The 23,240-nt window shown below is 37.9% G+C and carries 19 protein-coding genes and 2 pseudogenes; 1 reads left to right on the top strand and 20 read right to left on the bottom strand.

Going from position 1 to position 23,240, the window contains the following annotated elements; all coding sequences use genetic code 11:
• Positions 1–24: 24 nt before the first annotated feature.
• From CDZ94_RS15600 to CDZ94_RS15520, 16 genes and pseudogenes are all read right to left on the bottom strand, one after another.
• Positions 25–1,083 carry a Gfo/Idh/MocA family protein gene (locus tag CDZ94_RS15600; protein ID WP_096438582.1) on the bottom strand — a complete coding sequence of 353 codons (1,059 nt, stop codon included), beginning with the start codon at positions 1,081–1,083 and terminating at the stop codon, positions 25–27.
• Positions 1,070–1,546 (bottom strand): GNAT family N-acetyltransferase, encoded by a 477-nt coding sequence (locus CDZ94_RS15595; RefSeq protein ID WP_321196111.1) that lies wholly within the window; start codon positions 1,544–1,546, stop codon positions 1,070–1,072. The genes CDZ94_RS15600 and CDZ94_RS15595 overlap by 14 nt, the downstream gene beginning before the upstream one ends.
• A 230-nt stretch (positions 1,547–1,776) precedes the next feature.
• Complete coding sequence (gene nagA / locus CDZ94_RS15590) at positions 1,777–2,952, bottom strand: N-acetylglucosamine-6-phosphate deacetylase (protein WP_096438578.1); 1,176 nt, start codon at positions 2,950–2,952, stop codon at positions 1,777–1,779.
• Positions 2,945–3,730, bottom strand: a complete 786-nt coding sequence (locus CDZ94_RS15585) for a glucosamine-6-phosphate deaminase (protein WP_096438576.1) — start codon at positions 3,728–3,730, stop codon at positions 2,945–2,947. Before CDZ94_RS15585 ends, nagA begins: the two co-directional genes overlap by 8 nt.
• Positions 3,731–3,811: 81 nt before the next feature.
• A complete protein-coding gene (locus CDZ94_RS15580) occupies positions 3,812–4,816 on the bottom strand; it encodes a Gfo/Idh/MocA family protein (RefSeq protein WP_096440902.1) in 1,005 nt (334 codons plus the stop codon).
• A 496-nt stretch (positions 4,817–5,312) separates the two neighbouring features.
• Complete coding sequence (locus CDZ94_RS15575; protein WP_096438574.1) at positions 5,313–8,714, bottom strand: efflux RND transporter permease subunit; 3,402 nt, start codon at positions 8,712–8,714, stop codon at positions 5,313–5,315.
• Positions 8,711–9,181: a MarR family winged helix-turn-helix transcriptional regulator gene (locus tag CDZ94_RS15570; protein ID WP_096438572.1), complete on the bottom strand. Its 471-nt coding sequence runs from the start codon at positions 9,179–9,181 to the stop codon at positions 8,711–8,713. The genes CDZ94_RS15575 and CDZ94_RS15570 overlap by 4 nt, the downstream gene beginning before the upstream one ends.
• A 139-nt stretch (positions 9,182–9,320) precedes the next feature.
• Positions 9,321–10,721, bottom strand: coding sequence for a HAMP domain-containing sensor histidine kinase (locus CDZ94_RS15565; RefSeq protein ID WP_096438570.1), 1,401 nt, complete (start codon positions 10,719–10,721; stop codon positions 9,321–9,323).
• Entirely contained in the window at positions 10,714–11,409 is a 696-nt protein-coding gene (locus tag CDZ94_RS15560; protein ID WP_096438568.1) for a response regulator transcription factor, read from the bottom strand. The genes CDZ94_RS15565 and CDZ94_RS15560 overlap by 8 nt, the downstream gene beginning before the upstream one ends.
• 430 nt (positions 11,410–11,839) lie before the next feature.
• Entirely contained in the window at positions 11,840–12,319 is a 480-nt protein-coding gene (locus CDZ94_RS15555; protein ID WP_096438566.1) for a DUF456 domain-containing protein, read from the bottom strand.
• 215 nt (positions 12,320–12,534) lie between these two features.
• Complete coding sequence (locus CDZ94_RS15550; RefSeq protein ID WP_096438564.1) at positions 12,535–13,308, bottom strand: ABC transporter permease; 774 nt, start codon at positions 13,306–13,308, stop codon at positions 12,535–12,537.
• The gene (locus CDZ94_RS15545) at positions 13,301–14,242 is read right to left on the bottom strand and encodes an ATP-binding cassette domain-containing protein (protein WP_096438562.1); all 942 of its coding nucleotides are present in this window, start codon (positions 14,240–14,242) and stop codon (positions 13,301–13,303) included. Before CDZ94_RS15545 ends, CDZ94_RS15550 begins: the two co-directional genes overlap by 8 nt.
• Before the next feature lie 160 nt (positions 14,243–14,402).
• Positions 14,403–15,011, bottom strand: a complete 609-nt coding sequence (locus CDZ94_RS15540) for a TetR/AcrR family transcriptional regulator (RefSeq protein ID WP_157911769.1) — start codon at positions 15,009–15,011, stop codon at positions 14,403–14,405.
• A 532-nt stretch (positions 15,012–15,543) separates the two neighbouring features.
• Positions 15,544–16,113, bottom strand: a pseudogene (locus CDZ94_RS15535) (ABC transporter ATP-binding protein); the annotation flags it as partial.
• Positions 16,109–16,225, bottom strand: a pseudogene (locus tag CDZ94_RS21745) (iron ABC transporter substrate-binding protein); the annotation flags it as partial. The pseudogenes CDZ94_RS15535 and CDZ94_RS21745, both read right to left, overlap by 5 nt.
• Positions 16,226–17,206: 981 nt before the next feature.
• Positions 17,207–17,767, bottom strand: a complete 561-nt coding sequence (locus CDZ94_RS15520; RefSeq protein ID WP_096438554.1) for a GNAT family N-acetyltransferase — start codon at positions 17,765–17,767, stop codon at positions 17,207–17,209.
• Positions 17,768–18,455: 688 nt separating this feature from the next.
• Between CDZ94_RS15520 and CDZ94_RS15515 the strand changes: the two genes are divergently transcribed.
• Complete coding sequence (locus CDZ94_RS15515) at positions 18,456–19,235, top strand: acetoin reductase (RefSeq protein ID WP_096438552.1); 780 nt, start codon at positions 18,456–18,458, stop codon at positions 19,233–19,235.
• Positions 19,236–19,690: 455 nt separating this feature from the next.
• Here CDZ94_RS15515 and CDZ94_RS15510 read toward each other — a convergent pair whose 3' ends face one another.
• The 4 genes from CDZ94_RS15510 to CDZ94_RS15495 all read right to left on the bottom strand — a co-directional run bounded on the left by CDZ94_RS15510 (position 19,691) and on the right by CDZ94_RS15495 (position 23,239).
• The gene (locus tag CDZ94_RS15510) at positions 19,691–20,206 is read right to left on the bottom strand and encodes a hypothetical protein (protein WP_096438550.1); all 516 of its coding nucleotides are present in this window, start codon (positions 20,204–20,206) and stop codon (positions 19,691–19,693) included.
• A gap of 410 nt (positions 20,207–20,616) precedes the next feature.
• Positions 20,617–21,612: a type II asparaginase gene (locus tag CDZ94_RS15505; protein ID WP_096438548.1), complete on the bottom strand. Its 996-nt coding sequence runs from the start codon at positions 21,610–21,612 to the stop codon at positions 20,617–20,619.
• Positions 21,613–21,694: 82 nt separating this feature from the next.
• Entirely contained in the window at positions 21,695–22,798 is a 1,104-nt protein-coding gene (locus tag CDZ94_RS15500; RefSeq protein WP_096438546.1) for a threonine synthase, read from the bottom strand.
• A 66-nt stretch (positions 22,799–22,864) separates the two neighbouring features.
• On the bottom strand, positions 22,865–23,239 hold the full coding sequence (locus CDZ94_RS15495; RefSeq protein ID WP_096438544.1) for a RidA family protein: 375 nt from the start codon (positions 23,237–23,239) through the stop codon (positions 22,865–22,867).
• Position 23,240: the final 1 nt, after the last annotated feature.

Below are 23,240 nucleotides of genomic sequence, written 5' to 3'. Positions count from 1 at the left end.
TTAAACTCCTCCTTTCGTATTTTTCTATAGGGTAATTTCTTGACGGCGATTAGCAGATTCATAGATGCCATTTAAAATTCGCATCATCTGTACTCCATCATCTAGCGAACTAATCGGCTCTTCACCTGATTGGCAGCATTCAATAAAATGATTTATTTCATTAGTAAAGGCCTTTTTTACATCTAATTTGGGTGAAACAGTTTGTGGCAAAATATTTAGCATTGTATCATGTTGTTCAGTTATTATCTTAAGTTCTGGGGCAAGTTCTATGCCTCCTTTTGTGCCATACAATTTCACTGCGGTCTCATCTTTCGTTGCATGCAGTGTAAAGCTTACGTCCAACATTAGTGATGCACCATTTTCAAAGCGAATTATAGAGTTCGCCATATCTTCAACATTATTTTTAGTTGGGTCATAATCAGCTGCTTTATAAAAAGGAACATGTTTCACATTCGACCGATTTCCTAGCTCATAGTAGGTGTTCGCACTAATTGAAACAGGTTTCGGTTTCCCCATTAAATACCAACATAAGTCAATAACATGCACGCCGATATCGATTAATGGACCTCCACCAGATTTTTCTTTATCTGCAAACCATCCTCCAGGATTACCTGCTCGACGTAATGAAGAAGCTTTTGCGTAGTAAAAGTCCCCGAACATCTCCCCATCCACAAAACTCTTCACCATTTGTGTATTAGGATCAAATCTCCTAACGACCCCTACTTGTACGACCCTATCTGTTTCCTTAGCGATATGTTGAATCTCTTCAGCCTCTTCTACAGTTATACAAAGTGGCTTTTCTACTAATACATGTTTTCCAGCCTTTAATGAAGCAATGCTCAATTTAGCATGAGAATTATTCCAAGTGCAAATACTTATGGCATCTAATTCTTTTAGCTGCAGCATGTCTTCATAATTTTCAAATACGTACTCCGCACCATATTTTTGTGCTATATCGTTTGCGCGCTTTTTATTTTGATCACAAATAGCAGTAATTTTAACATTTTGATTCGCCTCATATGCATCAAGATGAAATTGTGAAATCGATCCTGTCCCAATAATCCCTATATTAATGCTGCTCATTTTCCTCCTCCTTTTTCTTTAACATCCCTTTGTACGCACCGTTATCTGAATCTGGTATATCAATGGCACTAACCACCTTTTTATAAAATGATGCAGGTCCTACACCACCTATAATTGCGTATGCATATCCCTTATGCTTCAATTCATGTAAGCTCGCCATTAACAACTGACGTCCAAGACCCTTTCCGCGTACCGATTCATCTACCCCTGTTGGCCCAAAAAAATTAAGATAGGTGACATCATAGCAAGCAAAACCTAGCAACTTTCCATCTTCTACAGCAATAAGGCATGAAGGTGGTGTTTGGGAACATGCCACATCACATTCGCTTGCCCATTCTTTAGAAAAGTGCTCTTTCACCCATGAAATCACCTTATGTTTCTCCGGTGGTAGTGGCTTCCGTATTGTCCAGGACTCTTCTCTTTTCGGGTTCTCTTGTGGCAAGCGATAAAGTGGTACTAACATATCTGCCAATGGGATCGCCTCCTTTTTCTAAATCCTCATTTTAAATATCAACGAATTACTTTTTCTGAAACTTCTATTAATTCAATCCCATTTTATTGCCATCAAGATCAAAAGACAAGTCTATTTAAAGTCTATAATTAGTGAAATCTGATAACATTAATATGCATAAAATAATCATAAATAAGTCGATTCATAGATAATCAAACTTCCGTTACTTAAATATTCAATTTTCAACTTCTTTCATACACAACATTTCCATGTTTAATTGTCTGTCGTATTTGTAATCCATTGTCTTTTTCAAAGAGTACCAAATCGGCTTGTTCCCCGATCTTTAACCCATCCTTTGTCGGCAATTCCATAAATGTAGCCGGGCGAGTAGAAGCCATTTCCCACGCATCTGGAAAAGAGCAAACGTCGCTCCTAACAATGTGCTCAATTCCCCATGTAAGCATTTGCGCTGACCCAGCCAGTAAATCTGAATTTTCCTTCAGATGGAGTTTCCCTTCCTTTGTAAGGACAACCTCCCCACCAATGTGAGTAGTATATTCACCTGGCTCTAACCCACTGAGGAAGACGGCATCACTAACCAACATGGCTTTTTCGCCCTTCGTTTTCAACATAACTTTCAGTACAGATCTTGGAAGGTGAAAACCGTCAGCAATCATACAGGTCCACAAATCATCTTGAGCCAATTGTTCCCAAATATAATTGGGGTGGCGCCGCATCATTAGATGAGCTCCGTTTCCTAAATGTGTAGACATTCTAGCTCCAGCCTCGACAGCTTTATCAATTTGCTCTATTGATGCACTTGTATGTCCAATAGAAACAGTAACTCCACTGTCGGTGCATTTTTGAATGAACACTTCAGACTTTGGCCATTCTGGGGATAATGTAAGGATTTTTATCCTACCCCCTGCCGCTTCTTGCCACCTTTGCAAAAGAGTCCAGTCTGGTGACTTGATATACTCTATCTGGTGAGCACCACGTGGCCCATCTTCGGGTGAAAGAAACGGACCTTCCAAATGAATCCCTGCTATACTATTATTCAAATGTTGGTCTTCAGAACATGCTTTAGCAATAGTCCTTAGCGCTTCTTCAATCTCTTGATCACTATTGGTAATGACCGTGGGATAAAAAGATGTCACTCCTTCTGACCATAAACCTCTAACTACTCGTTGAATCGATTCTATTGAAAGCGGCAAGGTATTAAAATCGTTTCCGTTGTATCCGTTTATCTGTAAATCTATCAATCCAGGACCAATCCAAGGGATACACTCATCCATATGGTCTGAATTAGTTAACTGAATATCTGCTATTTTTCCTTTGTTGATAGTGATTGTCGTATGCTTACCTGTTTTATAGTGAATGCCCTCTACTACTTTAGGATGCTCCTGTTGTTTATTCATTATCTTCACTTCCATATGAATCTACATCAAGATATAAAGTGCAGTCTGGGTGTGTTGTTAAGATAGATGCTGGACATTCTGTTGATACCCTACCTGACAAGGTTTTTTTGACCGCCTGTTTTTTCGATTTTCCTGGAACGACGCAGTACAAATGAGCACCCGACATAAGCGTTGGAATGGTTAACGTCAACGCATGATGGGGCACTACATCAAGTGTAGAAAAACATCCGTCATTGACTTGTTGCTGTCTGCACTCCTCATCTAATTCAACCGACTTTATAATCTCTTCATCCTGAAAGTCAGCCACGGGAGGGTCATTAAAAGCGATATGGCCATTCTCACCAATCCCTAAACAAACAATATCGATCGACTCCTCTTGAATGAGGTCTCCATAACGTTTGCATTCGTCGTTAACCTGATTTGAGCTATTGATTAAATGAACAGAGCCTGGCTGAACGATATTAAATAAGCGTTCTCTTAGAAATTTACTAAATCTCTGTGGAGCATCTTCTGAAAGTCCTATATACTCATCCATATGAAAGGCTGTCACACGAGACCAATCTATTCCTTCTGCATGAGTCAAAACGTGCAAAAAGTCATTTTGTGATGGTGCGGCAGCAAATATCATACGGATGTTTTCTTTTTGTGATAATAATTCTTTCATTTTTTTTACCACATGTGAGGCAGCATCTACCCCTATATTTTTCCTATGTACATATACGTTTACGTCTAACTGATCTACTCTAGTAGTGGTTATGAGGCTTTCTGGGATATCCATTACTTTGTTCCTCCCCTGCTCTTTTTAAATGAAGCTGTTCCTATAAATACCTAACTTCAAGTGAAACAGTCGACAACTTCTTTAGCCTTTCGAAAAGCTTATTTCCACCTGATTTCCGGAAGACTCGTACGTTCCTAGAATAATCTCCAAAGAATGTCTTCCATCTGGTCCAATTATAATTGGCTTTCTACCTTCCTGAATTGCCTTGGCCATATCACGAATTTGCACTTCATGCCCATCGGGTAGTACCTTAAATGGTTCAAATTGAGGCAATTCAACATCTTCTCCATCAATTTTAAAAGTGGTAATGTCATCTCCTGTAAGGATAATCGATCCCCGTTCACCATGTATTTCGATTCTTTGTGGTTGATTTAATGTAGCGGTAGTGGTTATTTCAATCACACCCATAGCACCACTGTCAAAGTTCAATAAGGCAGTGACTGTGTCCTCTACTTCAATATTACGTAGTACAGTCCTTGCTTTGCCATACAACGAAGAAACAGGCCCCGTTAGCCATTGCAATAAATCCACTGTATGGATGCCTTGATTCATCATTGCACCGCCACCATCAAATTCCCAAGTGCCACGCCAACCTGCACTATCATAATATTCTTGACTTCGATAGATCTTGGCGTATGCCGAACACAAACTTAACTTTCCAAGACGCCCCTCTTGAATCACGTCTCTTACATACTGGACCTGAGGCGACATTCTTCTTGGAAAAACCGTCGCCAATTGAACATTATTTTCTTCGCAAGCCTCAATCATCCTGTCAATTTCTTTTAAATGAATAGCCATTGGTTTTTCTACCAAAACATGCTTTCTGGCCTTCGCCGCTAATATAGTTTGTTCAGCATGAAGTGAACTTGGTGTACATATACTTACTACGTCAATATCATCTTCTTTTAACAAGTCTTCCAAATTATAATAGCCCGGTACGTGATACTTTTTAGAAACTTTATCAGTTACTTCCCGATCGTAATCACATACTGCAACCAATTCCGCTTCTTCCGTTTCTTCTATACCCTTAAAATGCATCTCAGAAATAACACCACAGCCAACAATCGCAAACCTAACTTTCCCCATGTTTCCCATAATCCATCATCCTTCCTATAATCCCTTATAGATTGTTTGAAATACGTTCAGGATTTACTCGCTCATTTACTAGTTTATACTTGAAAGATTTCCTGAATAGATATCTATATACAAGGAAACTAGTAGCTAATTAATTCGTTCGACATCTACACTCCCCGACAACACAAGAAAACAAACTATTCCAACTATTTTCAATATTAATGCCTCCACCATTATAAAGACAAGTCTTTTTACAGTCTTTAATTAACATTATAAAATACTTTAATAAACTACAAGATAACTAAAATTCACTATTATTATGAGGACGAGAATCATGAATGTTTCCTCGCATAGAGTATACATAGGTGATGATGTTGTATTTCATACCCGTTGCACGATGGTCTAAATAAAAGCATCCTTCGGGCTGTCCGTCTCTAAAAAAAGCCATCTCAACCGTCACAAATAGTGACAGATTGAGATGGCTTATCCCGTAAATGACGAATTCTACTTACTCATCTTTTTTTCTATTATTTCGATCTTTATTTAAAACATCCTCTAATAAACCTAGCAATTCATCTCTTGAAATATTATTTTTTTCTTTATCTAGCGTCTGTTCTATTGATTGCTCGTTGTCATCATATTCAACGGTTTCTTCATGTTCGTTTTGCTCGATAACGTCTGATTCTTCACCGTATTGTTGCTCTGATATCTCGTAATACGTATCATAACGATCCGTTCCTTCATCGAGATAATGTTCTTGATTATTCGTTGGTAAATTGCGACGACCTACCTCTTCATCTTTCGAATACTTTTCATCAATTAAATAGGCTGGTATGAACTGCCCGTCCGGTGTCACATATTTACGGTTTAAGTTTCTCGTTTCACGATCAAAGAAGCTGTAGATAACCGGAATGAAGATAAGTGTTAAGAAGGTTGAACTAATTAATCCACCAATTACTGTGATAGCCATTGGTTGTTGGATTTCTGAACCTTCACCTACCCCTAAAGCTAATGGAACTAAACCTAAAATCGTTGTTAATGATGTCATTAAGATTGGTCTGGCACGATGTTTTACACCTTCGACAATGGCATCATAACTACGCATACCGGATTCTTTCATTTTATTAATGTAATCGACTAACACAATCGCATTATTGACGACGATACCAGCGAGGACAATTAAGCCAATGAACGCCATCACACTTAATGGAGTTAAGGTGAATGTTAACCCTAATGCGACACCAATGATCACTAATGGGACACTGAACATGATCACAAGTGGGTATCTGAATGACTCAAATTGTGCTGCCAGGACTAAATAAACAAATACGAGAGCAAGCAAAAATGCTAGCGTTAATTCACTCATCGCATCTTCCATCATTTCCTGGTCCCCAGTGTAATTAACCGATGTTTCACTTGGGATATCCAGGTCATCAATCGTTGACTGGACAAGCTGAGACATTTCCCCTAAATTGTACTCATTTCCATATTGCAGCGTAAATTGTACAGCAGATTCCTGGTTAATCCGATTAATGGTTACCGGACCTTCACCTTCGACTACTTCGACAACGTCACTTAGTGGTACATATTCCCCTGTTTGACTTCGGAGTAATAAGTCTTCCACATCGTCAATTGTACTCGTGAATTCGTCTCCGTATCGTACATGGACTTCATAAATATCATTTTGATCCGTGACGATTTGAGTGGCAAGAGCACCATTCATTTTTTCATTGACCATTTGAGCAATTTGTGCAGGAACAAAGCCATGTTCTCTTGCTGCTTCATCATCGACAACAAACTGTATTTCGGTTACCGTCTCCGTCAAATCATTTGTGACTTCATTGAATTCACTCATATCTTCAAATTCATCGGTGATTTCAAAAACGACCTCTTCTAGTCTTGTCGGGTCAGCATCTGTTACGTTAAACGTAACCGTATTTGGTGCTCCACCCATCATTGCTTGCTGTTGTACCGAAACTTCTGCATCAGGTGCTGCGCGCTCTACATCTCTGCGAATAGAATCAGCAAAATCGAGCGTCGAAACGTTTCTCTCGTTTAAAGGAGCCATTGTGATAAAAATCGATGCTTCATGAGAACCAGATCCGCCAAACACTGCACCTTCTGCACCACTTGAACCAGCCGTACTCATATAATGTAAAATATCACTTTCGTCATCGAGAACTTCTTCTATACTCTCAACCTCAGATAGAGTCTCCTCGAGCGGCGTTCCACGTTCTGTTTCTATATCAATTTGGAAGAAACCTTCGTCTGTGTCAGGAATAAATTCAACTCCGACTTGTGAAACCCCAACTGCTCCAGCAACTAATAATAAAAATGTAATGGCTAATACTCCGAAACGGTGCTTTAGCGACCATTTAATTGAGTTGCTTACGATTTGGATAAACTTGCTTTGCTGGCGCTTTTCTTCAACATTTTCTTTTGGCGCTTTTAAAATCCTGCTAGCAATCATCGGAACGACCGTTAATGCCACTGCAAGAGAAGCTAATAAACTAAAGGAGACACTTAACGCAAACTCCATAAAAATATCTCCGACAATACCAGAAATAAAGACGACTGGCAGGAAAACAGAGATCGTCGTTAACGTCGATGCCGTAATCGCTCCACCAACTTCTTTTGTTCCATCGAGAGCCGCTGACTTAGGATCTTTTTTCATAGACAGATGCCGATATATATTCTCAATAACGACAATGGCGTTATCGACTAACATCCCTATCCCTAAAGCTAAGCCACCCAGAGTCATAATGTTTAAAGAAAGATTCGTGAAGTAAATTAATACAAAGGTGACAATCACCGAAAATGGAATGGCAATGCCGATAATAAGTGGTGTTTTTACATTTCTTAAAAAGCCAAATAAAACAAGAATCGCAAAAATTCCACCTAAAATTAATGCCACTGAGACACTCGAAACCGCCTCTTCCACATACTCCCCTTGGTCAAAAAGGAGAGCTACATCTAAGTCACTGTATTTATCTTCATCTAAAAGCTCATGTAAACGATCATTAAATACAGTGGAAACTTGAGCCAAGTTGGCATCAGATTGCTGCTGAACACTCATCATGATCGCTGGTTCCTGATTTGTCCGAGTAATAGCTTCTGTATTTTCTGCTACTAATTCAACATCAGCAACATCAGCCACTGTAATTTCATCACCCGTTGTCTCGTCCACTGTGAGGACCGTGCCTTCAATATCATCAATACTGTTTATTTCAAATAAAACGCGCGTCGTATACTCTAAGTCACCACTTTGAACCATACCACCTGGTGATGTTATATTATGAGCTTGAACCGCAGAAACAACATCTGATTGATCCAGTCCGTAGTCTTCTAATGCATACTGATCTAATTCAATGACGATTTCATCTACTTCTTCACCAGTAATATCAATCGAGGCAATCCCTTCTAACTTCGATAGCTCCATCGATAAATCATCCGCTAATTCACTCAAGTTGTCATCATCAGCCGATGAAAGTGACATTTGAATGATTGGCATTTGAGATGGATCAAACTTCATAAATGAGGGCGATCCAGCGCCATCTGGTAATTGCGCTTGATTCATTCCGCTAATGATATCATTCTCGACATCATCAATCGATGTATCCCATGAAAACTCTAAGACCGTCATGGATGCCCCTTCCATTGAAATAGAGCTAATGTTATTTAACCCTTCAACGGTAGATAAACTGTTCTCTAATGGCTGTGAAACATTATCAAGCACTTCCTCAGGTCCTGCATTTTGATAACTTGTCACAACAGCCCCTATCGGCGGATCAATATCCGGCATGAGCTTTAACGGAATATTCGTTAACGAGATCGCTCCTAAAAGTAAAAATAAAACCATCGTTACAATTGTAAAAATCGGTCTTTTGATCGAAAACTTGGTTACTTTCATGCTTTCTGGTCCTCCTGACTATCTGCAATAATACGAAGAAAATTTTTAAAACTATTTTTAAAAATGAGCAAGTCTTCTTCTTCCATTTTCGATAAATACTTATGGAAAATAGTTGATTTTATCTGATCCATTTCGTTTAATAACACCCTTCCTTTAGGTCCTATCTCTATTAAGGTGTTTCTACGGTTTGATTCCTCAACTTTCCGATGCAGGATATCCAATCTTACTAACTTCCCCACGAGTTGGCTTACTGCACTTGTAGAAATATTTAAGTAAAGAGAAATATCCTTCACTTGATTAATTCCTTTTTTGTCAACTAAGAACAAAACCATTTGCTGATTCGGTGAAAGACTTAAAAATTTCTTTTTAAATTGATTACAAAATTCATTGCCAAATTCATGTTTTAAAAACAAGTTAATATCAAATATGACATCTTCTAACTCCTTTATGATGTTTTCCCTTTCCATAGACACCCCGCCTTACAGTTAAGATCATTAATTATTTAGTTACTTAATCAATTTATCATGTGAATATGAACACAAGATGAACAAAAAGAGAGACTTCCATTCGTAATGAAAGTCTCCCTTTTATAACCCCATTGAATTTCTAAAAATCATTTTCCTTCTTTTGATCAATCGGTAATGTAAACGTTACTGTTGTCCCTTTATTCATTTCACTTTTAACAGAGATGGAAGTTTTGTGTAAATCGATAATATGCTTTACGATCGATAACCCAATTCCAGTACCACCTTTAGTGGAGCGAGCTTTTTCTTTCTTATAAAACCTTTCCCATACATGCTTCAAGTCTTCTTCGCTCATTCCTAAACCATAATCTCGTATGTGAACCGTAACTTCTTCTATACCGCTCTCAATAATAACTTCAATCTTGCTGTTTTCATTGGAAAATTGAACGGCATTTTGAAGTAAGTTAATTAATACCTGATCAATCCGATTCGGATCTGCAACAACATACACATCTTTGTCTGCTAGTAATTCTATTTCAATTTGCTGCTGAGTAATCGTTGGTTCCATTTTTGCAACGGTTAAGCGTAATTGCTCTGTTAAGTTATAAGAAACAGGATGAACTTGCATCTGATCTGCCTCTAACCTTGCCATATCTAATAAATCATTCACCAGCTTCATCAGTCGTTCTGTTTCTTTTTTCATGATTGAGAAATACTTATACTGCTGATCACCTGAAATTGTTCCATCCATTAACGCCCCCAAAAACCCTTTAATCGAAGTCAGAGGTGAGCGTAAATCGTGGGAAACATTCGCGACAAAGTCTTTCCTCATTTGATCAATACTCCCTAACTCTTTCGCCATATAATTAAACGTCTCCCCCAACTGGCCGATTTCATCTTTTGTTTTAATTTTTACGCGGTGTGAAAAATTCCCTTTAGCAAACTGTAAGGCACTATCATTCATCTCTCTAAGTGGAGAGGTCATTTTTCTAGAGGTAAAAAAGATAATGACGCCAGCGATGATAATCGCAATCAATAACGTCGTGTTAATAATATACCTAATTTGCTTTGATTCACTGTCAAACTCATGAAACACCATGACCATCGTATGATCTTCCGACAGCAGGGTAAGAGGGGCAGACATTAAATAGACGACATGTTCATTGTCATGGACCCTTTTCGACGTATTTTCCCCACTCAAAATCAGCTCATCAATCTTTAAATCCATATCAATCTGCTCAAATAAACTCGTATTATATGTTATATTTCCACTTGAATCAAAAAGAAAAATCATCCGATCTTCCTGATTCATACTTAATTCAAGAGATGACTCAACAACACTTTCTTCCCATTCTTCATCATCTGCTAAATCAAAAAAAGACATCAACTGTTCTTGCTGGTGTTCAAATGCATTATGATACCGATTAATAATCTCGTTTTGTACAAATGCATTTACAGCAAGGCCAATAAAAATAAAAGATAGGAACAAAATGATCAAGTATGTAAAAAATAACTTTACAAACATTCCCCTTCGCTTAAACACCGAGATTCACCTCAAACTTGTAGCCAACACCTCTAATCGTTTTTAATGACCAGTGCGGAAGTTCATCCCCTAGTTTTTCACGAATTCTTTTAATATGAACATCGATCGTTCGGACATCCCCCTCATAATCAAAGCCCCAAATCTTCTCCAACAATTGCTGTCGTGTAAAAACCTGATTTGGCTGTGAAGCTAAAAAATAGAGTAACTCTAACTCTTTTGGCGGCAAATTGATATCTTTAGACCTCCGATAAACTTTGAACTCCTTCATGTTTATCAATAATTGCGTTAACTCAATATTCTTTTGTGTTTTCAAGTGAGGATTTGTCCTTCTCAATATCGCTTTCATTCTCGCAATGATCTCCTTAGATTCAAAAGGCTTTACGACATAGTCATCGGCTCCAAGCTCAAGCCCCTTAACCTTATCATAGCTCTCCCCTTTACCCGTCAGCATCAAAACAGGGATATTGCGATCATTACGTATTTCCCGACACACTTCCCAGCCATCCATTTTCGGCAACATAATATCCAAAATCACAAAGTCAGGATTCCCATCATAATATTGAGCCAACCCCTCTTCACCATCATAAGACAAGAAAACCCGATACCCTTCCTTCTCCAAATACAATTGTAATAAATCACAAATATTTGGATCATCCTCAACAATTAGCACTTTTATTGCATCACTCATCCTTCTCTCCCCTTTTAGCTGGACTCTTTCTCATAATATTTATTTACAAATTACTTTCTAGCATTCCCTTTTGCCCACTAACTCTAATTTATAACAAAGATTCATCAAGATTGAAAATCCCTAGGATTTCTCGAAAGACTTGGACACGATGATGAAGACACTTTAAAGAAGATCTATCTCCACATTACCAAAGAAATAAGAAAAACCGCTTAGGGGTCTATATAAATTCTTGAAAAAAGAGACCCCCATCAAGTTTTGATGGAGGTCTCTTTTAATTTATTTTGTTGATTAAAGCGGTATAGCATATATAGACCCTTCTGTTAAATTTAACGTGTGATTCCAGTTGCCCATCTCCCGGATTTATACAGAATTAAACATAAGAGTCTTCTACTATAGAACAGATCAACCTGAAACTACAGAAACCTATCTTTCATATAAACAGCACATCCCACAAGAAAATCACGATGATGATTAATTGAATGATCAGCTTTGCGAATGTACTGCTTAGAAATGCAAAAATAGTGCCTGTACCTATTTTAATAGCTAACTTGATATTTTGACTCTGAAGGTATTCTGTCAGGAATACTAAAACAAACGGAACAAGAATCACACCAAAGGGCGGGAGTACGAAGGCTCCGATGACAATACCGATGACTGCCATCCTTCCTCCCCACTTGGAACCGCCGGACTTTTGCACAAAATAAAAATTGGCTATAAAGTCAGCAACGAAAACGAAAATAGTTAGTACCAGCAGGCTCCCCCATGCCCAGAAACCTAATGATTCTATGAGAAAGTTGTACGTCAGAAACCCTAACCAAATCATCAAGATCCCTGGAATCACGGGATAAACGAGCCCGACAAAGCTCAAAAGGAAAAACACAACAATAACGACCCAAATAAGAAAATCCATACGCTCTCCTCGCTTTATTAATGAATAAGCCACTCATCTTTATTTAAGAAAATCATATAAATGCTGCGATTTCAAGTGTTTGAAGGACATGGGGAGAGGGACACGGGGACAGGTCCCGTGTCCCTATAAGACTTAAATATCTTATGGGGCCATAGACTGTGATAAATACTCTGAAAAAATCAGAGACGTCATCTTCTCTTACTCCTTGCCACAGATTATTCTTTTTTCTTTCGTTTGAAAATAGCTACAGAAATGATAAAGCTTAAAACTAATAGAGATCCAAACCAAAGAATAGTTAACCAAGCATTGTTCCCAATTGGTGTTCCAATAAGAAGTCCACGTAAAGTTTCAATCAATGGAGTCATTGGCTGGTTCTCTGCAAAGGCGTGGAGCCATGTCGGCATCGTTTCAGTAGGTACAAAAGCACTACTAACATATGGAAGGAATAGCATTGGAAATGTTGCAGCATTTGCCGTTTCCACGCTTTTCGTGATTAAACCAATGGCTACAAAGAACCAATTGAGCGAAAACATAAATAGAGACAAAAGTCCAATAACACCAAGCCAATCTATGAACCCTGCATTTGGCTGGAACCCAATGAGTAGTGCCACAAAAAAGATGACAGTAGTAGCAATCGCATTGCGAATAAATCCTCCAGTTACATGACCGACCATTAAGGATGAAGGGAGGAGCGGCATGCTGCGAAGACGCTCAAACAATCCACCAACCATGTCCTGTGTAACACTAATTGCTATCAAAGAACTTCCAAATCCTGCGCATGTGATGATTACTCCTGGAACAACATAATTTACATATTCTGTCCCCGTCTGAATTGCACCTCCAAAAACATAGACAAACATAACCATGATTGCAACTGGTAGACCGATAGCCATTAACAGGGACTCAGGCTCACGGAAAATATGTTTTAAGCTACGTTGGGACATCGTCCAGCCATCTGATAAGGCCCAATAAAATTTTGATTTACGCATTTGCGGATAGCTCCTTTCTTTTGCGATTTGTTAAATCCATAAAAACATCATCAAGCGTTGGTTTACGGAAATTGACAGAGCTTGGTTCGATACCGTGTTCATGTAATGTGTTGAGTAGCTGACGCAAACTTTCTGTTGAACCGGTACGAACCGAAATGCTACGGCCATTTTCATTTACTTGCCCTTGTAAAAGCTTTAAAGCTTGTTGGAATGCATTCAAATCATCAAAGGTTAATTCTAGCTTTTCATCACCTATCATGCTTTTTAGCTCTTCAGCTGTTCCTTCTTCTACGATCTTTCCGCCATCAATGACAGCAATTTTATCTGCAAGCTGATCTGCTTCCTCCAAATATTGTGTCGTTAAAAAAATGGTTACGCCGTTCTTTGCAAGGTCTTGGATTAAGCTCCACATATTTCTCCGACTACGTGGATCAAGTCCTGTTGTAGGTTCATCTAAGAAAATAACTTGCGGAGAGGCAAGCAAGCTAATAGCAATATCAAGTCTTCGGCGCATCCCACCAGAATAGGTTTTTACTTGTTTTTTTACAGCATTGGTTAACTCAAATTGTTCCAGTAGTTCCGTTGTCCGTTTTTTCACTAGCTGGCGGTTCAAGTGATTTAGATGCCCCATCATCATGAGATTTTCCTCTCCTGTCAACAATTCATCTACTGAAGCATACTGACCGGTCAAGCTAATTTTTTGTTTCACAGATTCAGATTCACGATACGTATCGTATCCAGCAATCGTCGCTGTACCACTATCTGCCTGGATTAGTGTAGATAAAATACGTACAGTTGTCGTTTTACCAGCACCATTTTCTCCAAGTAATGCAAAGATTGATCCACGCTCGACTTCGAAATGTAAACCATCTAAAACGGTGTGCTTTCCGTAGGATTTCTTTAAATCATGAACAGCAATTATGCTATCTTTCATTTCACCACTCCTTTTCGATTGACTTAATCAGTCAATTTCAAACTAAAAATATTGACTGATTTTTGATTGATTAAACCAGTCAATAAAAGGTTATAATGAACCCCCTCTTTTGTCAATCAGGAATTTTTCTGATCAAATCGAGGGGGACTTAAGAACTGGATTAACGTTTCGTAATCATTCTCAAGAAAATGGCGATTTTACGATCCATATTTTCATGCCAATAATCTGGATCATCTGCTATCACTCCAGAAATAATGGTTAGAAACAGTCCAACTAGCTCTTCAGGATCTTCTTGGATAATTTCACCAGCTTCTTGTCCTTCTATAAAAATAGGAATAAAAAATTCAACATACATCATTCCGACGTTTTTCGTAAATTCAAGTATATGGCTGGGAACACCTTCCGTACGTTCTAAGTGCTGGATAATTCGAAATATATCACTGCTTTCAGACTTGCTTGATGAAAGGGCAAACTTCGTAAATTTACGTATTTTTTCTAATGGGGATAATGCCATTTCAGAAAGCTCGTTAAGAAATTTACGCGTTTCATTTAATTCTATAGCCCATTCGAGGCTTTCATATAACACTTCTTCCTTTGATTTGAAATAATGATAAACTAAGCCATGGCTAATTCCCGCTTCCTTCGCAATTAAACTAATCTTTGTTAGTTTAAAGCCATTTGTTGCAAACACTTTAATAGCAGCTCGCATAATTTGTATCTTACGTTGATTTCGGATATTTTCTAATTGATCATCATTTAAAGGCGCCATACACATCAGTTCTCCTATAAGTATTGGTAACACGATTCTACCATAACATGACAAAAAGGCTAAGCAGGATTATCCTTACTTAGCCTTTCCGAATGTTTCGATTTACGATCCTTAACTATTTACTAAACGACAAGACCGATAATTAATATGATAGATAATGGAAATGATACTATAGTTCTTAAGAAAAGCACGGGGCGCCTTGTTCATCCCCGACAAGCTTAAGACTCAAGCGAGGAGTCCGCTTGCGCCAGACATCTCTGAATTTTATCTTTCTTATCTGAGGAAATCTGTCCAGTTTTATTTGATTCTAGTTTAACGTTTACAGGTGGTCCTCATATGGCAGAGGTGGGTCAAAATTATGTCATTAGTGGCATAAAAACATGGCAAAGATGGATCTACTCGGTGGCAATATTCATTCAGCGGTTTAAGGCGAAGTTATCATTATACACTTAGGGACTCCAGGTTCAAGAACACTCGGGACACGGGACCTGTCCCCATGTCCCACTTCACAAACGATGGCCATGTCTTGATTTTCATCTTTTATTCTCCTCCCTTGTCCATAAGGGATGCATAATGGCGTACCAAAAATGGGATCACACCCAATCTGACACTTCATGCCGAATACGTGATGAACCATCTCACAGGTAACGATATCTTCGGGCTTTCCTTCTGAAAAAATATTTTTATTATGAACGGCGACAATATAGTCTGCGTAACGACAAGCTAAATTCAAATCGTGTAGAACCATCACAATCGTACGCTGTTCTTTTTTATTTAAGTCAAAAAGTAAGTCTAAGATTTCAACTTGATGAGATAAATCTAAATAGGTTGTCGGTTCATCCAATAAAATGGTATTTGTTGCTTGAGCCAATACCATGGCAATCCACGCCCTTTGTCGCTGACCTCCTGACAAAGCCTCTACAGCATGACCTGAGAATGACTGCATATTAGTTGATTCAAGTGCTAGCTGAACCATTCGTTCATCTTCTTTAGACCATTGTTTTAACCAGCTTTGATGAGGATATCTTCCCTGTCGTACTAATTGGTTCACTGTCAATCCCTCGGGAGCAGTAGGGCCTTGGGGGAGAATGGATATACGTTTGTGACTCAACTATACCTACTGGCCTCACTCCTAAAGCAACAGCAACATCTGTTGCTCCTTGATATAAGGTCACAATTCTTTCTGGCTTCTCCTCCATTTCCGTTTCACCTAAAGTGTGATTAACTACTCGCATACTTTCATTTGTTGTATTATTTTCATCAATGTTATCGTTATCATTTTCGTTGTTTCCAGCCGTGTTATCTTCCGATTGCCCTCCTGTATCTGCTGGCTCATTTGCATAACAGCGAATGCCATTAACAATAGAATTGCTGTAATTATATATAGAGATTTTTTAGATTTAAACATTTGTTTCCCTCTCTCTTTTTTTATTGAATTACGTTTTTTCTATATGTAATTACAATATAGATAAATTACCTTGATTCCCCTCCTTTTTATCTCCCCTTTCACAAATGATAATCATTCTCAATAATAACGCTAAAAAAATTTCGAGTTGCCTCGAAACATAGATTTATTAATAATTAATATTATAATTGAAAATGATTATCATTACCATAACATTAAAGTACATGCGCTACTTTTTTTTGTCAATACATCGATACAAATTCAACCCCACTTTTTGTTGTCATCAGCTTGTTAAGTTCAAGGCAAAATCGTCTCAACACCGCTCTGTCTAAGTTTGGCTATGGTTTCAAAAAATCATTATCACTATTTATTGGCTCAAAGTTTTGACCATATTTTTGATACGCAAATTTTAACAACACAAAAAACCACTCCCTAATTTTTATAGGAAGTGGTTATTATTGCTACTGATATAAATTATTTACATAACTGGTTCTCAGAAAGGGTGAAAAATAGCCTTAACTATTTCTCAAGATGAAGGCTTATAGCCTTACATCATGCCGCCCATTCACTCGGCTAATTAATAGGACAATAATAAGATGCGCGGAACCCTAATATTACAAGGCTTCCGTTAACAAATAAATTTATTAACCACAATAAGTTTTATTACTTTATCAACAATATCCAGTCATAATCCAGTCACAAAAACATCTCCTAGGTTTCATGAAAAAATCAAAGAGAAAAAAATAATTAGAAGTCGCGGGTGCTTTCCTACTATGCACCCGCTTCTATTTTATCGAACAGTGTATATAAGCAGCCATTCTTCTCTTGTTAATTTCATATTGATGGAATCAATCCACTCTCCCTCGAACTCCAGCTCATTTTCTTCGATACTTTCTACAACGAACCCTGCCTTTTTATAAACATTCTTCGCTATCGGGTTGAAGTCATACACACTCAAAGTTATTTGATGAAGTGTTGTATTTTTAAAGATGTAATCAATGATACGCCGGGTTGCCTCAGTTCCCAACCCGCGGTTTCTCCCTCTGGGTCCGATAAGTATTCTAAAATTCATACTGTGGCGCTTCTCGTCGTATAAATTGATGACCACTTCCCCCACTACGATCTCCTGGGAGGAATCTACAATCGCAAGATCTAAGCGGTCAGCCTGCTCATTTCTAGTACTGTACCAATGGTAAACGGCCTCCCTGTCGAATTCCGAGGTGCTTCCGGTCAGTTTGATGACTTCGGGATCCTTTAAACATTCCTCTATATAAGGAAAGTCATCCTGTTTAAAAGGTCTTAGAATAATTTTATCTCCGACGATAACTGGTTTTTCACTTAAATCTACCATTTTACTCCCCCTCCTTTAAATTTGATTCTAACTGCCTTTTTTATTAGCAAGTTTACATCAGTTCCTTAGATATTTGGTGATTTCCTACAAATGATTTTTTTCCAAAAGTCAAAACCGTCATCCACTGTTGGTGGGAGACTCATCAAATAAATATCCCAGATTATTTTGGCGGCCATTCTTTGAAAAGAAATCAACTGCGTGAAAGGCTCCATCTCTGAGTCTTTATTTGAGCCATTTCCTCTATGGAGGGGTTGGAGGTTAGTTCAAAATATTTCATAATCAGTTCATCCGTTATTTCTTGAAATAAAGCTTCTTTATATGCTTCAAAGTGATTTATGATAGTATTTTCAGAATGCAAATTATCACCTTCCCATCGTTTGTAGTACCTTACTTAATCTACGAAACAGTAATGATATAGTTTCAAAAAACGATCGTTATCTCGAAACTGTGCCTTCAACTAACCTGCCCTTATATGAAAAACTTGATTTCGAGATAATACCAAATAAGATGCACAACTTCATTTATTCGAAGGCCAGAGTGCCTGGCCCCCATTGCGCTGCGTTAAAGCATTACCGTGCTAGGGGTCAAGTGCCGAAATGGGTAAGCTCTTGCAGATTTGAAAGTTTAGAAAACCACATCATGGGTAGAACTAGAATGAATACAAAAATCTTAATAGGTGGTTATACACATGTCGTTAGATAGAGTTGCAGTAATTACCGGCTCAGCACAAGGGTTAGGTAAAGGGATTGCAGAAAAATTAGGCTCACAGGGCTACAAAGTTGTATTAAGTGATATTAATGAAGAAGTTTTAAATGAAACATTTGAAGAATTTAAAGGTAAAGAATACGAAGTAAGTGCCTTAGTTGCAGACGTGACGAATCCAGAAGACCATAATTCCTTAGTACAACATACAGTGGAAAAATTCGGAAAATTAGATGTATACATTAATAACGCTGGTGTCGAAGGTGAAGTTGAACAAATTGAAAAAATAGATCCCAAAAACGTTGATTTTGTACTAGATGTAAATGTTAAAGGTGTATTATTTGGTATTCAAGCCGCTGCAAAGCAATTAAAAGAACAAGGGCACGGTGGTACGATTATCAATGCCTCGAGCATTGCAGGTCATGAAGGATTTGACTTCTTAACTACGTATAGTGCTTCTAAATTTGCGGTTCGCGGATTGACACAAGTTGCTTCTAAAGAGTTAGCGAAAGATAACATTACAGTTAATGCTTATTGTCCTGGAATTGCAGCAACAGGTATGTGGGATCGTTTAGACGAAAAATTCATGGACGTAATAGGCACTAAAAAAGGTGAAGCATTAGAACAATATTCTTCTTCCATCTCATTAGGTCGTACACAAAAGCCAGAAGATGTTGCAAACTTAGTAGCATTCCTGGCTTCTGAAGATGCAGATTATATTACTGGACAGGCGATTTTAACTGACGGTGGCATAATATACAGGTAACCACGTGGATAATTAACAATAAGATCACTATATGATTACAGACCCCAATTCGAATATTTTAGAATTCGGGTCTATTTTTTAGAATAAATGAAAAGCCTCTCAAGAGTTTATAAACTCTTGAGAGGCTTGTAAATTTAGTTGAAGATATTAAAAACCAGTCAAAATCCAGTCAATTTGTTCTCAAACCCTCTGATGAAAGGGCTTTGGGCGCTATCACATCATGCCGCCCATACTTGAAAAAACTTTTCCTCACTTTCTAGCCCCTTGAATATTCCTTAATTCGATTTAACCACGCAACCAAAAATAGAACATAAGTTCGTGTTGTTTCGGTAAACTTTTCCGATTCGTGAGGTTTTCTGTGAGGTTCTAAAACCTCCTCACAAGTCAGATGCTCCTTTTAAAAAGTCACAAGATGTATTGTAACACCCATTACTGGTAATCGTTGTGGATGATTTTTAGCTCTTAGCCTCTTTTTCAAGTTCAATAAACTTGTTAACAGATTTCATATAAGTGTCCAATCCAATTGTACTTACTTTTTTACTTTCTGGAAAACCAGCTTTTTCATAATGGTTACCTAACTGCAATAGCATCTGTTCATCCTCTTTAGAAATGGGTTCATCAGATTGAATTATTTTCTCCACAACTGGTATGTACTTCTCATTTAAAATTCTTTCGAAATCCCTTAATGTCTTGGTAACTTCCAGTGTTATTGGAGAATCAACTTCATATAATTGATTGGCATAATAGATACTTGAGGTAGCTTTAGATAACCTATCAAGCATCACAAGCCTCTGACGGGAAAATATAGTAGGGTCATCAACACTGAATGCTTTCAAATGTACCGTTTCATCTAAAAAATCCATGTGTTTTTGCTCAATAATTGACGCTTGCTGCTGCCACTTATAGAAAAACAACACATTTCCTAAAAGAGATATAACTAACAAACTAATAATAATTTTACTTTTACTCATCGTTACCTCCTATATACACATCACATTATTTTATCCCTCGTTACTTTTCTTGTGACTTTTAAAAGTCACATTCTCCTTGATGAATGTTTAAAATTCCGTCACAAAAAGACCAACAGCTTAGAAGGCTGTTGGAGTGCATATGATTAAACTTTATAAGTAAGGTTGTAATACCAGCAAATTCCTCTTTGGGGATTAAATCTGATGAATCCAAATAGAAACGGGGCAATAATTACGAAATCCTGCCCCATTTCTGCCCCAAAGGAACATATTCTTAATTACTCGAGTTTCTTCAATATATATTACCAATTGAAGGAGTATCGGGTATTCATGTAATGTAATCAAAGCTTATACAACAATTGCCCCCGTTTCATGAATACTCGGAATCGAGATATCCAGATTATCATTAGTCCTTAATAAGTACGAAAAAACTGTTGTATTTCATCTTTATCATTAGTAACAGTTAATGCAAGCATAAGAAGAATCCGTGCCTTCTGAGGATTCAAAGATTCACCTGCTATATAATGCTGTTGATTATCCATACTTGTTCGGCTAACAATTCCCGTACTTAATCGTGAAGACCTTATGATTACAACACCTTTTTTCAAAGCATCTTGAATTCCCTGCTCTGCTTGTTTAGATATGGTATAACCCCCAGCAGTAGCCACAATAATACCTTTAGAACCTACCTGGACGGCTGCGTCATATAAAAACCGACCGTCTCCTAGATGAGAATATATAATTGGAACCTCCGGCAGTTGTACAATGGTGTTTACATCGAAAATTGAATCCATTGTATGAAGCTTAGTAATATCTTTATAATAGAAGTGTACTTCCCCTCCTACAATCGCACCTATATAACCTTGTTCAAGAGCTCTAAACGAATCGACCGTTGTAGTAGCCATTTTCGCCATGTACCGTGCAGAACCAACCCTGTCATTTAGGACAACCAATACACCTTTGCCATGTGCTTGGCGCTCACAAGCCACTTTCACACCATTATAGAGATTTAACGGACCGTCTGCACTGATTGCTGTTGCTGGTCTAACTGACCCAACTATTACGACTGGTTTATGGCTTTTAATTACTAAATGTAAAAAGTATGCTGTTTCTTCCAGTGTATCTGTTCCGTGTGTGATTACAACGCCATCTACTTCTTCATCTAACAATGTTTCATTTACGTATTTACTCAACGCCAATAGACGTTCTGTTGTCATATCCACACTGTCAATATTAAACAACTGTTCTACTTCTATATTGGAAAAATCGCTTAAGTTCGGTGTTACCTCTAATAATTCTTCAATAGATACGGCACCAGGTTTATAGCCAGTGGTTGTTGTACTTGAAGATCCAGCTCCCGCAATCGTTCCACCTGTTGCAATTATCTTAATGGTTGGCTTACTTTTCATCGTCACCCCTCCTACACCTTTCATCTATCTGCTCTTTTCTCCCTAGGGTCATGCTAATACATGGAACTAAGGATAAGAGCAGTCATCCCGATTTAATTCCTGCGCCACAAAGGGGGACAATTATTTTTTCTTTTGGGTCTTTCTTATATTTTAAGTAGCCAGCATAATTTACCGCTGATGTTACTTCAACATAAAAGCCTTTATCACTAAGTTTCTCACGGGCACTCAGAATTTCATCTTCTTCAACGGTGATAAAATCACCATCAGTCTTGCGTACAGCTTCTAAAATTTGAGAGGAGCGAGCTGGTGCTGCAATAGCAATCCCTTCTGCCATAGTACCTTTATTCGTAACTGGGTGAGCTTTTAAATTCCCATTATTGAAGGCCTCTATGAGTGGGGAGCAATTTGCTGCTTGGATAGCAATAATTTTCGGTATTCTACTAATTAATCCATTGGAAAATAACTCTTTAAAGCCATAGTAGGCACCTAGTAGAAGTGTTCCGTTCCCAACAGGAATAATTAAGGTATCGGGTGCGCCATTCAATTCCTCGTAAATTTCGTAGGCATACGTCTTCGTTCCTTCATAAAAAAAAGGATTATATACATGACTTGCGTAAAAGACTTTTTCTTCTTTTACCGCTTGTTGGGCAGCTGCTGCAATATCTTCCCGAGTCCCCTGAATTTGTTTAATCGTGGCACCATGAGATTTCACTTGTGCAATTTTCTTGGGGGACGTTTCATCTCTTAGATAAATGTCGCAAGCAATATTACAACGTGCAGCGTAGGCAGCAATGGCAGTTCCAGCATTCCCGCTACTATCCGCAATAACTTTTTTGACCCCCAGTTCTTTTGCCTTCGTCATTAAAACTGCAGCTCCTCTGTCTTTAAAGGATAAAGTAGGCATCATATAATCAACTTTTACATAAGTATTTGGTTCAAGAGAATCTAGAACAATTAAAGGGGTTTGACCTTCTCCCATTGTTATAGACTTCCAAGTATTTGAATCCTTTTGGAATGGCATGGTTTCTAAATAACGCCATAATGAGTTCGGATAGCGATTCCATGATTCCACATTTATTGTAGGAGTATCTTTTTCCAAATTTAAAAAACCGCCACACGTACATTTCCATATAACGGGCGTAATAGCATGCTTTTTTCCACAATCATTACAAATATATTGTTCCATCCTTCATCCATCCTTTAGATTTTTTTATATATAATAGATTTTTTTATATACCAGATTCAAAAAAATTTATATATACGCGATGGCATCAACTTCTATTTTAAATCCAAAATGTAATTTATTTGTAGGTACCACTGTACGAGCCGGTTTATATTCTCCGAAAAATTCTTTATAAACAGCATCTACCCTATCCCATAGTTCTACATCAGGAATGTATAATGTCATACGCAATATTTGCTCTTTTTTGCTTCCAGCTGCTTCTACAATCATTTCTATATTATTAAGTGCCTGGATTGTTTCCTCTTCAACGGAACCATATTTCCTTTCACGAGTTTCTGGATCAATAGAAAATTGTCCGGAAACATAGACGATATCATCATGAATAGTCGCAAGTGCGTAATGACCATTAGATTTTAAGTTTTCTACTTCAAAAATACTTTTCATT

It is taken from the genome of Alteribacter populi, assembly GCF_002352765.1.
GTDB lineage: Bacteria > Bacillota > Bacilli > Bacillales > Salisediminibacteriaceae > Alteribacter > Alteribacter populi.
The sequence above is the reverse complement of the archived record's forward strand: the minus strand, read 5'-3'. Positions and strand labels throughout refer to the sequence as shown.

Bases quoted from the DNA above. Each gene is read 5' to 3' on its own strand.
- CDZ94_RS15500 (WP_096438546.1), bottom strand. From the start codon at position 22,798: ATGGAACAATATATTTGTAATGATTGTGGAAAAAAGCATGCTATTACG.
- CDZ94_RS15540 (WP_157911769.1), bottom strand. From the start codon at position 15,011: ATGGCGCCTTTAAATGATGATCAATTAGAAAATATCCGAAATCAACGT.
- CDZ94_RS15550 (WP_096438564.1), bottom strand. From the start codon at position 13,308: ATGCGTAAATCAAAATTTTATTGGGCCTTATCAGATGGCTGGACGATG.
- CDZ94_RS15515 (WP_096438552.1), top strand. From the start codon at position 18,456: ATGTCGTTAGATAGAGTTGCAGTAATTACCGGCTCAGCACAAGGGTTA.
- CDZ94_RS15520 (WP_096438554.1), bottom strand. From the start codon at position 17,767: ATGGTAGATTTAAGTGAAAAACCAGTTATCGTCGGAGATAAAATTATT.
- CDZ94_RS15600 (WP_096438582.1), bottom strand. From the start codon at position 1,083: ATGAGCAGCATTAATATAGGGATTATTGGGACAGGATCGATTTCACAA.
- CDZ94_RS15495 (WP_096438544.1), bottom strand. From the start codon at position 23,239: ATGAAAAGTATTTTTGAAGTAGAAAACTTAAAATCTAATGGTCATTAC.
- CDZ94_RS15505 (WP_096438548.1), bottom strand. From the start codon at position 21,612: ATGAAAAGTAAGCCAACCATTAAGATAATTGCAACAGGTGGAACGATT.
- CDZ94_RS15570 (WP_096438572.1), bottom strand. From the start codon at position 9,181: ATGGAAAGGGAAAACATCATAAAGGAGTTAGAAGATGTCATATTTGAT.
- nagA (WP_096438578.1), bottom strand. From the start codon at position 2,952: ATGAATAAACAACAGGAGCATCCTAAAGTAGTAGAGGGCATTCACTAT.
- CDZ94_RS15595 (WP_321196111.1), bottom strand. From the start codon at position 1,546: ATGTTAGTACCACTTTATCGCTTGCCACAAGAGAACCCGAAAAGAGAA.
- CDZ94_RS15560 (WP_096438568.1), bottom strand. From the start codon at position 11,409: ATGAGTGATGCAATAAAAGTGCTAATTGTTGAGGATGATCCAAATATT.
- CDZ94_RS15580 (WP_096440902.1), bottom strand. From the start codon at position 4,816: ATGGGGAAAGTTAGGTTTGCGATTGTTGGCTGTGGTGTTATTTCTGAG.
- CDZ94_RS15510 (WP_096438550.1), bottom strand. From the start codon at position 20,206: ATGAGTAAAAGTAAAATTATTATTAGTTTGTTAGTTATATCTCTTTTA.
- CDZ94_RS15555 (WP_096438566.1), bottom strand. From the start codon at position 12,319: ATGGATTTTCTTATTTGGGTCGTTATTGTTGTGTTTTTCCTTTTGAGC.
- CDZ94_RS15575 (WP_096438574.1), bottom strand. From the start codon at position 8,714: ATGAAAGTAACCAAGTTTTCGATCAAAAGACCGATTTTTACAATTGTA.
- CDZ94_RS15545 (WP_096438562.1), bottom strand. From the start codon at position 14,242: ATGAAAGATAGCATAATTGCTGTTCATGATTTAAAGAAATCCTACGGA.
- CDZ94_RS15585 (WP_096438576.1), bottom strand. From the start codon at position 3,730: ATGGATATCCCAGAAAGCCTCATAACCACTACTAGAGTAGATCAGTTA.